Source organism: Desulforhopalus sp. IMCC35007 (assembly GCF_005116575.1).
Taxonomy (GTDB): Bacteria; Desulfobacterota; Desulfobulbia; order Desulfobulbales; family Desulfocapsaceae; genus Desulforhopalus_A.
Genome location: NZ_SWCN01000061.1, coordinates 1 through 1,802, shown reverse-complemented (window position 1 = coordinate 1,802; position 1,802 = coordinate 1). Strand labels below are relative to the sequence as shown.

Genomic DNA, 1,802 nt, shown 5'->3' with positions numbered 1-1,802 from the left:
AAAAACCGTGCTATTTTCTTGCTTTTTTACGTGTACGTATTATGATTATACGCACATTTTAAAGGGGAGTTTATTCATGGCTAAACCAATAACAGGAAAAACTCACGTCGGCGAACGGCGTGAGAAACGTCCGAATGGCGATATTTACATCTATGAACGGATTACGGCCTACGACGAAAAGACCAGAAAGACTTATACGGTCAGTCAGAAGCTCAAGGGAAAAATCAAGTCGGGAACTCAAGAAATTGTGCCGACTCGTCCGAAAAAACACAAAAGCGAAGGAGACATTGCCGATGCAACACGTCAGCATACCGGCCTCACGGACATCCTGGAATGGGTGGGCGAGGTTTCCGGCATTGATGATGATGTACGTACTTCATTCAGCGAGGGTGATGCGGCAAAGATGCTTTCTATCGCACGCTACTGGATCGGTTCCGGTGGCAACACGTTGCCGCGCCTTGAGAGTTGGCAGGAGATGCACCCTCTTCCATATCGTGAAGGGATCACTGAACACGTGTATGACAACCTGTTTAAGGATGTTGGTCGCAATGAAGAAGGCGTTCAGTGCTATTTTTCAGCTCGGGCGGCACGCCTGGGAGAGTCTCCCGTGCTGGCGTTTGACTCTACAACTATCTCTACCTACTCTGAAAATCAATCTGAGGCACGGCGGGGGTTCAACAAGGATGGCGACGGACTCAACACGATCAAGCTTTTGACCTTATATTCCGTGAAGGCTCGTGAACCGATAGCCTTCGCTAAACAACCCGGTAATATTCCGGATGTCATATCCATTGAAAACACTCTGACACAACTCAAGTGTCTCAATCTGGAGAAGCCGCTAATCGTCACTGATAACGGCTACTACAGCCAGAAGAACATGATGGAATTCGCCTTGCACAATGTGAAATTTCTGACCTTGGTTGATCCGAATATTGTCTGGGTCCGCGAGACAGTTGATGCGCTCCGTACAACACTGGCGGGTATGCCCAGCACTTGTCCGTTCGACCCGTCCATCTGCGGAGCAACTTCGCCTAGAATGCATCAGTTCAGTCGGGTACGCCAGCGATCACGTAACGACAAGGTCGCCGGTGAAAAAGAAGCGATCTTGCGCCGTCTGTATGTACATGTTTACTATTCACCCGACAATGAAGCCAAGAAAGAACTCGCCTTCCGTAAGGACCTGCTTGAACTGAAAGCGCAAGTAGAAGGAGGACAAACCGATTTCACGGAAACAGCGCAAAAGAAAATAGACAAGTACCTGGCTTGTTCCAGGAAGGGGCGTGGGGGGCAGCTGAAGGTGGGATTCAACGACAAAGCCATTACCGAAGCAAAGAAGTACTTTGGCTATTTCGCCCTTGTCAGCAATCAGGCTATGGACACATTTACAGCACTTGAAAATTATCGACTGCGTGAAAAAATCGAAGAACTCTTTGCCGTGCAAAAAGGGAGGCTCGACGGTGCTCGACCGCGCACATGGTACCCGGACAATCTGCGTGGAAGACAGTTCACACAATTTGTCTCGCTGGGCTATCATTGTTTCCTGACGAAAAAAATAAAGGAAGTACAGGCCAAGCTCAGAAAAAAAGAACCCGGAAAAACCAAATCACTTATCAAGCTTGAAAAGAAACTGGAAATCTGGCTTGCGCAACGCTCTCTCGCTCAGATCCTGGATTGGTTCGACTGCATTGAAACCACAAAAGTCCAGACTGTCATGGGCAGCTATCGATGGTCCACCGAATCGGTGGCCAGAGACAGGCTGCTCTTGAAGTACTTGGGAGTGGATACTAAATAGTGTACGCTTT

The 1,802-nt window shown here is 48.5% G+C and carries 1 protein-coding gene; it reads left to right on the top strand.

Features of this window, described 5'->3' with window-relative positions:
- Positions 1-76: 76 nt before the first annotated feature.
- A complete protein-coding gene (locus FCL48_RS24560) occupies positions 77-1,792 on the top strand; it encodes a transposase (RefSeq protein WP_136876727.1) in 1,716 nt (571 codons plus the stop codon).
- Positions 1,793-1,802 lie beyond the last annotated feature (10 nt).

Excerpts from the sequence above, each read along its gene's own strand:
- FCL48_RS24560 (WP_136876727.1), top strand. The coding sequence starts at position 77 with ATGGCTAAACCAATAACAGGAAAAACTCACGTCGGCGAACGGCGTGAG.